The organism is Novacetimonas pomaceti (assembly GCF_003207955.1).
GTDB classification, from domain to species: domain Bacteria; phylum Pseudomonadota; class Alphaproteobacteria; order Acetobacterales; family Acetobacteraceae; genus Novacetimonas; species Novacetimonas pomaceti.
Genome location: NZ_NOXG01000046.1, coordinates 1 through 7,826 on the forward strand (window position 1 = coordinate 1; position 7,826 = coordinate 7,826).

General features: G+C 54.8%; 6 protein-coding genes and 2 pseudogenes. 3 read left to right on the forward strand and 5 right to left on the reverse strand.

Going from position 1 to position 7,826, the window contains the following annotated elements; all coding sequences use genetic code 11:
- Positions 1 to 407 (forward strand): transposase (locus CFR71_RS14805; RefSeq protein WP_133251177.1); only part of this gene is annotated, 407 nt, incomplete at its 5' end.
- 52 nt (positions 408 to 459) lie between these two features.
- Positions 460 to 863, forward strand: a pseudogene (locus CFR71_RS14810) (IS5 family transposase); the annotation flags it as partial.
- A gap of 397 nt (positions 864 to 1,260) precedes the next feature.
- Here CFR71_RS14810 and CFR71_RS14815 read toward each other — a convergent pair.
- Entirely contained in the window at positions 1,261 to 1,590 is a 330-nt protein-coding gene (locus CFR71_RS14815; RefSeq protein WP_133251178.1) for a heavy metal-binding domain-containing protein, read from the reverse strand.
- 800 nt (positions 1,591 to 2,390) lie between these two features.
- Between CFR71_RS14815 and CFR71_RS14820 the strand changes: the two genes are divergently transcribed.
- On the forward strand, positions 2,391 to 3,809 hold the full coding sequence (locus CFR71_RS14820; RefSeq protein ID WP_010509887.1) for an alkaline phosphatase family protein: 1,419 nt from the start codon (positions 2,391 to 2,393) through the stop codon (positions 3,807 to 3,809).
- 197 nt (positions 3,810 to 4,006) lie between these two features.
- On the opposite strand, the gene CFR71_RS14825 is transcribed toward CFR71_RS14820, so the two are convergent.
- The 4 genes and pseudogenes from CFR71_RS14825 to CFR71_RS14840 form a co-directional block, all read right to left on the reverse strand.
- Positions 4,007 to 4,444 (reverse strand): RES family NAD+ phosphorylase, encoded by a 438-nt coding sequence (locus CFR71_RS14825; protein ID WP_231289966.1) that lies wholly within the window; start codon positions 4,442 to 4,444, stop codon positions 4,007 to 4,009.
- Positions 4,428 to 4,754 carry an XRE family transcriptional regulator gene (locus tag CFR71_RS14830; RefSeq protein ID WP_231289964.1) on the reverse strand — a complete coding sequence of 109 codons (327 nt, stop codon included), beginning with the start codon at positions 4,752 to 4,754 and terminating at the stop codon, positions 4,428 to 4,430. Before CFR71_RS14830 ends, CFR71_RS14825 begins: the two co-directional genes overlap by 17 nt.
- A 479-nt stretch (positions 4,755 to 5,233) precedes the next feature.
- A complete protein-coding gene (gene metE / locus CFR71_RS14835) occupies positions 5,234 to 7,528 on the reverse strand; it encodes a 5-methyltetrahydropteroyltriglutamate--homocysteine S-methyltransferase (protein ID WP_039736197.1) in 2,295 nt (764 codons plus the stop codon).
- Between the two features lie 72 nt (positions 7,529 to 7,600).
- Positions 7,601 to 7,729, reverse strand: a pseudogene (locus CFR71_RS14840) (transposase domain-containing protein); the annotation flags it as partial.
- Positions 7,730 to 7,826: the final 97 nt, after the last annotated feature.

A 7,826-nucleotide genomic window follows, 5' to 3' on the forward strand; every position in this document is an offset into this window, starting at 1 on the left:
GCTCATGGAAGGACCGTAAGGCCGTGGCTGCCGACCTGCGCCGGATCTACGGGGCCGCCACCGCTGACATGGCGGCCGCCGAACTTGATGCGTTCGAGGGGAAATGGGCCGGGAAATACGCGTCGATCGCCCCGGCATGGCGCCGGGCATGGCCAGAAGTGATCCCGTTTTTTGCCTTCGATCCGGCGATCCGCAAGATCATATACACTACGAACGCCATCGAGAGCCTGAACCGGGTCATCCGCAAATCGATCAAGACGCGCGGTTCGTTCCCGACCGACGATGCCGCAACGAAGCTGATCTACCTGGCGATCCGCAGCTTCGAGAAAGACGGGCGGAATGTTCGGGAATGGTTTGCAGCCCGCAACCAGTTCGCCATAATGTTCGGCGAGCGCTTCGCCGCTTGAGTATCTGAAAACCCATGGGCCAGGCCAGATACACAGACTTCAGGACACTCCCCGATCACGAGGCGGGTTGACTACAAAGATCCATGCCATCTGCGACGCTCTGGGCAATCCGGTGGAACTCGGCATCACACCGGGACAGGACGCAGATATCACCCAGGCGGAACCGCTTCTGGAAAACATCGACCCGGATGCTTTCCTTGCTGACAAGGCGTATGACGCGGACAGGTTGATCGATCGGCTGATACAGCGCGGGATTACCCTGGTCATCCCGCCAAAACGCAACAGAACAACACGACGGAAAACCGATTTTTCCCTTTACAGCGAACGAAACCTTGTTGAGAGGTTATTTTCAATAAACTCAAGCAGTTTCGCGCTATCGCAACCCGCTACGATAAACTGAAGTCAACATTCCTTGCAGCCGTGCAGTTCGCCTCAATCATGATCCTGCTTAACTGACGACACACCGTAGCTGGGCACTTTTAAGGTGCGCCTTGGCGAAGCGCTTGCCGACTGTATGGACGAGGTCGGAAGACATCGAGTAGCCGCGTGTATGGCTTGCCCGAGCACCGTGGCTGACATCCTACAGCGCGGGGCACGGCGATCACGGCTTCATGGGACACGAGAGATGGGCGGACGGCCGTGTCGTTGAGACCGTGCGCGACTGGCGTACCGAGGAGATGTCGCTCCACGTCGTGCGCCTGACATATGCCACGCGCCCACGCGTGCGGAACTCGTGCAAAGCTTCATGGTCTACCTGACGAGACGCTGGATCGAAGGTTTCGTCGGAAGAGATGCGATGGACTAAGACCACGAACGTCCGCTCCCGAGCAGGTTAGACGGGCGGCGGCGCGTCTTAGATGAGGGAGATAGCGGACCAACTATATGGAACCAGCATGGTGCGGGTCCGTAGGGCGCCGAGCCTAAGCGCATTGGTGACGACCGTGAGTGGGATGGCAAGAGCGGGGGCCACGATCAGGCGGTGCGTGAAGTCCTTCAGCTCCGAATTGTCGTCAGGCTGTTCGGTCGGTTCCTCCGCCTCCAGCGCAATGCCGCAAAGCGCGCAGTTTCCAGGATGGTCCTGCCGGATCTGCGGACGCATGGGGCATGTCCAGATCGTGTGGCCACCAGTAGGCGGCCAGGCAGCGGTCTGGGGCGCATGGCGGTTCTGATCATGGCAGGCCATATCATGAATCGCCTGGTCGTGGCCCATTCCCTTCTTTGGTTCCATAGTATCGGGGCTGCTCATCGGCTGAAGTGTCATACCGCATATCGGGCATTTGCCAGGATGCGCTTCCCTGATGTCCGGATGCATCGGACAGCTCTAAACGGCACCAGATGTGGACGTATGCTGACCGTCCATCTGCTGTTTTCCTGACATGCGGTCTCTCCCGATGGACGCAACGGGTGAAGACGAGGAAGAAGAGGCGTCTCGGTCAGACATTTAGAATGTCATGGTACATCCGCAGTCGAGCCGAAGGAAGAGTAAAGGGTCTGAAGCCGTTACCCTATTGATTGGATATGAAAACGTGCCTCAAGGAGGCGTCATCGGTGTGGGACCCGATTTGGTCATGGCCAGTTTCTGCGACTGGATCTCTGTCTCTAACCATCAGGGGTTACGTGGCGTCGCCACGCGGGATATACTGTTGGGAGAAGGGCAACGCGGATATGCCGAGCTAGTGTCTGTACAGAAACTGCAGGCTTGTTCTCTACATTCTCTTGTGTCACCCGTTTAAAAAAAGGGGATTAGCGGAGTTCCCACAAACTAGTGTATGAGTATAGCTGGTACTGTAACAATATTCGGGGGCTTTTGGCATTCTGTTGGGCGGGGCAGTCAGCCCGTGATCATTGGGAACTGGGACTTGATCAATGACTGAGACGTGGGTTTCAGGTCCGGGAGATTTGTATGATTTACAAGATAAAAGAAAATAACTTTCTGATATATGACTTATTAAATGGTGTAAAAAATAAAAGGAGTGGAAATCAATGGGTATTGAGCACGTAGTTGTATTAATGCTAGAAAATCGGTCATTCGATAGTATGTTTGGACAGTCGCCATCGTCCACCGATCCGATCGACCGACTAACGGGAACGGAGACTAATCCCTGGCATCATCCGGACGGCTCCGTCGAATCGATAGCCGTGTGGACTACGGACGGAACCGACCGTCAGGTGGTGCGCATTCCAGATCCTGATCCCGGTGAATCATTTAAAGACATTTACGAACAGATTCATGGACGCCAGGAAAAGGGCAGCTTGGCTTCGAAATTACCAGACATGTCAGGATTCGTAGATAATTATATGGCCCAGCCTGATCGCCCGGGTTCGCATAGTCCTGAGTCAGTCATGCATTTCTTCACCCCCGATCAGCTACCTGTATTGACGACGCTGGGTCGGGAATTCGGCATTTCAGACCGTTGGCATGCATCTGCGCCATGTCAGACATGGCCAAACCGTATCTTTGCGCATACGGGCACGTCTGGTGGATGGGTCAATAACTATCCGGACAAGCTCCCGTTTGAAATGCCCACCGTATTCAACAGATTAAGGGAGGTTCATAAGGATTGGAAAATATATTTTCATGACTTTGCGCAATCGACGACTTTGTCCTCTCTTTGGGAATTCTCGCTCTCGAATTTCAAATATTTTGAGGAGTTTGAGAATGATGCGAGAAAAGGGACTTTACCCGCGTATAGTTTCATCGAGCCGCGATATTTTGCTCACCCCATTTTGAGAAAGATGCCCAATGACCAGCATCCGGCGCACGATGTCGTATACGGGGAGGAACTCATTGCATCGGTCTATAATGCGGTTCGCAATGGTCCCTTATGGGATAAGACACTTTTAATCATTACCTACGATGAACACGGAGGATGTTATGATCATGTGACTCCACCAGCAGCAGTATCACCCGACGATAAACATCAAGATGGTTTTAATTTTGATTACTTCGGTGTCCGTGTCCCTGCAATAATCATCTCACCATATGTAAAGCCGGGTCACGTATTCAGGCCACAAGGCAATACCCCTTACGATCATACGACAATAATAGCGACACTTAGAAAACTATTTGGTATTCGTTCTCTAACCAAACGTGACCAGGCAGCGCCGGACTTTCTTGATGAGCTTCTTAAAACACCTGACAATCAAGGTCCAAGCAGCGTTCAGGCTTCAACGTCTTATTCGATGCGTGATTCGATTGATGCCGTCAAAGAGCCTTTAAACAGCCTTCAGATCAGTCTGGCGCAGGCAGCTAGACAATTGCCAACCGCTGGCGCTGATCTCGCGCTTCACAACAAGCGCGTCGCGGCGATGACGACTGCTCAAACGTACCCGTCGACCGTTGGAGAGGCATCTCTCGAAATTCAGGCTCATATGAACGCATTTACAGGACGGAATGCATAATTGCCGCTTGGTTGTTTGTCGCTCTTCAAAAAGAGGGGCGCCCGTTGTTATGGTTGGTGATCGACGTGACGTAATGGTCCCAATGGCTTCCGTTGGGACTTTTAACCGACTAATATCGTCGCAAGTCCTTCATTTATTCTCGGTTTACGACCATGACGTTGCGGTTGCTGGCAAACGCTTTTCATCGTCGATGACGGTTACGCGGGAGGGTAGACTGTCTGACCACTGCCAGAAGACCAGCTTCCTGTCATTTTCCATTGCTCCGGGGGCAAAACTCGGGACGATGATGCCAGCCACACCATTGGCTGTGAGCATTTTTGCGAGTTCCCACGAGGGCGGCATCTTGCCCTGATCGGCAAGATCTTCCCAGGGGCAGGGGAGGAGAAACCGCGATTATCAAGATTGGACGGGTCGGTCAGATCGAGGACGGGTTCGCTATCGACGTCATAGCCACAGATGGTCAAGGGCTGAGGCTTGAACGGGAAGCCTTGCTGGGCCTCGAGCCAGGCAGTCTCCATCCGCAGAGATGTGTAAAGGGCAGGTGTGCCGTCCAGGTTGAACCGGCCTCCATGAAGCGCCGCACCGTCGCCTGACAGTGGGGTGAAAGACCAGCGGGGATTATGAGCCCGGAACACCCGTCCGGTAAACCTCGCGCGTAACCGCCGGTTGCAATCCGATCGAGATAGCGCGCCGGACGGCGTCGGCGTATCTTTCCCGAACGAGCGCCTCGACAGTCTGATCACCGAAGGAGGGCAGGGGCTGTGACCGATACCATGCGAAAGCCTGTTGGGCTGAGCCCGCCCATGGCCGGACACGATTGAGGATCTCGACCATGTCGCGCAGCCTCGCCTGGGTGGTGGGGCGGCCGAGGCGGGCACTTTTGGAGACGGCGTCGCGGGACAGGCCCAGGGTGGCAGCCAGTTCGCCACGAGTGATATGCAGCATGCTACTCAGCCGTTCGGCCGCGATCAGTCCGGACGGATCGTAGGCGTCAGTAGAGAAACGTGGTCTCGGACATGACAGGTTGCCTCATATATTGACCATAGAATGGGATTATATATGAGGCGGTCTGTCCATGACAAGGATTCCAATTGGATATGCCCATGCGTTTTGGCATGATTACCTTGTCACGCGGCGAGACGGGGTATCTTGCTGTCCGCTAATCGCAAGTATCATTGGTTGCCTTCCCGAACAATCAAACTTGTAAATCCCATAATATTTGTTATGCCAACAATGGCTTTGTACCGATAATTACGAATGGACGAAAGCTATGCCGGGCGTCTTCCCGGTCCCTGATAGCGAGAGCCGGTCAGACGCATTGCTTTCCGGTGACGTGTGGCCAGTCTCTCATGTTATCGTCAGGGAATGGTCACAGCTTTGATACAATCACCCGACTGCCGCGTCCGCCACGTGTAGTCCGCGGTTCAGGCCGACTTCTCCCGCAGCGTGCGGGCCGCGCGTACCATATTGACGAGTGCCGGGATGACCTCGTTCCACTGGCGCGTCTTGAGCCCGCAATCCGGATTCACCCACAGACGTTGTGCTGGAATGCGCTCATTCGCTTTCTCCATCAAAGTAACCATCTGCGCTTCGGTGGGGATGTTGGGTGAGTGGATGTCGTAGACCCCCGGTCCAATCTGATTCGGGTAGTTGAACGTCTCGAAGACATCAAGCAACTCCATGTCGGAGCGCGAGGTTTCAATGGTGATAACGTCTGCATCCATGGCAGCGATGGCGGCGATAATGTCGTTGAACTCTGAATAACACATATGTGTGTGGATCTGGGTTTCATCAGCGACACCATTGGCTGCAATGCAGAAGGCCTCCACCGCCCACGTCAGGTAGTCCTGCCATTGCGATTTGCGCAGCGGCAGGCCCTCACGCAAGGCAGCCTCATCAATCTGGATGACGCGGATACCGGCCTTTTCAAGGTCCAGGACCTCATCCCGGATGGCGAGCGCAAGTTGAAAGCATGAGGCCGAGCGCGGCTGGTCATCTCGGACAAAAGACCAGTTAAGAATCGTGACTGGCCCAGTCAGCATGCCTTTCATTGGTTTGTCGGTAAGGGATGCTGCGTAGCTGATCCACTCTACCGTCATTGCCTTGGGGCGGCTGATATCTCCGAACAAGATCGGCGGTTTCACACAGCGCGAACCGTAGGACTGAACCCATCCATTCTGGCTGAACACATACCCCTCAAGCTGCTCACCGAAATATTCGACCATGTCGTTGCGTTCCGCCTCGCCGTGGACCAGCACGTCCAGACCCAACTTTTCCTGCTCGCGCACTGCATGTTCGATTTCACGACGCATGGTTGCCTTATATGTTCCTTCGTCAATTTTTCCGGATTTGAACTGACTGCGCGCGAGACGGATTTCTCTGGTTTGGGGAAAAGAGCCGATGGTGGTGGTCGGGTAAAGCGGCAGTTGCAGCAGTGCGGCCTGTTTTGCTGCGCGAGCAGCAAATTCACTCCTCCGACGGCCAAGCGATTCAGTGATGGCCGCAATGGCATTTTTTACATCCGGATTGTTTACGCGGGGCGAACTGTGGCGTGAGTCCAGCGCAGCCCGATTGGTAACCAGTTCTGACGTCACAGCAGAACGCTCCCGGTCAAGAGCAAGGGCCAGCACGCGGATTTCGTCCAGCTTCTGCACGGCAAAAGCCAGCCACGAGCTGATCTCGGCGTCCATCTTCTCTTCGGCCGCCAGATCCACAGGCACGTGCAGCAGGGAACAGGACGGCGCGATCCAGAGCCGGTCTCCCAGCAGCTTTGCCACAGGTTCCAGCCAGTCCAGCGTCGCTTCCAGGTCCGTCTTCCAGATATTTCGGCCATTGACGATCCCAAGGGAAATTATCCGATCTGGCGGGCTCGTCTTTACCAGTTCAGAGACCTCCTCCCGCGCATTAATGGTATCGAGATGCACGCCCTGCACGGGGAGCCTGCTCACCAGGGCCAGATTTTCGCGCAGCTGACCGAAGTACGTGGCCAGCAGCAGTTTGACCCGGCGGGTATCAAGCGCCTGATAGGTCTGCACAAAAGCGTTCTGCCACGATGCATCCAGTTCCGTTACCAGAACCGGCTCATCGATCTGCACCCACCCGGCACCCGCCTGAGCAAGCGCGTCGAGCAGTCTGGCATATACGGGCAACAGTCGCGGCAGCAGATCCAGCTTGTCCGAACCATCTTTGGCCTTACCGAGTGCAAGATAGGTTATCGGGCCGATAATGACCGGCTTCGTCCGGATACCCTGCTTCCGCGCTTCGTCCAACTGGCTCAGCAACCGCGAAGCATCAAGGGTAAACGTCGTCTCGGCATCAAATTCCGGAACGATATAATGATAGTTTGTATCGAACCATTTAGTCATTTCACCGGCGGCGACACCGCCGCAGCATCCGGTGTTTTCTTCACCAACCGCTGCTGAGCGACCGCGGGCAACCCGGAAATAATTATCGAGTTGGTCACCATGGAAGTCACGCACACGGGTGGGCAGGTTTCCGAGCATGAAGCTCATGTCCAGCATCTGGTCGTAAAAGGAAAAATCACCGACCGGTGCGAGATCCAGACCAGCCTGATCCCGCCAGTGGCGTGCGCGTAGTTCCGTGCCAACCTGCTCCAGCATGGCGAGGGAAGACTGGCCTTTCCAGTAAGCTTCAAGGGCGAACTTGAGTTCACGTTTGAAGCCGATGCGAGGGAAGCCGAGATTATGGGTCGTAACCATGAAGATTTATCCAGATGATGTATGGCTTCTGGAAGATAGGGTGTAATCATCCGGCGAGAGACGCGGGCGTATTCAGGCGGCGATGGTATTGTGGACCTGCTGGTGGGCTTTCCAGTGCCAGGGCAGGAGTTCATGGAGGCGTGGATTGGGGATGTCATTGATCCGTGCCAGGACATCGGCGAGCCATGCGTGGGGATCGACGCGGAAATCTCACAGAAGGGTTGTACATCGGGTTAGATTATGAAAAAGTCTGTTTTGCACAAAAGAAATTTTCGTAAGCTATAAGAAAACCCGATGC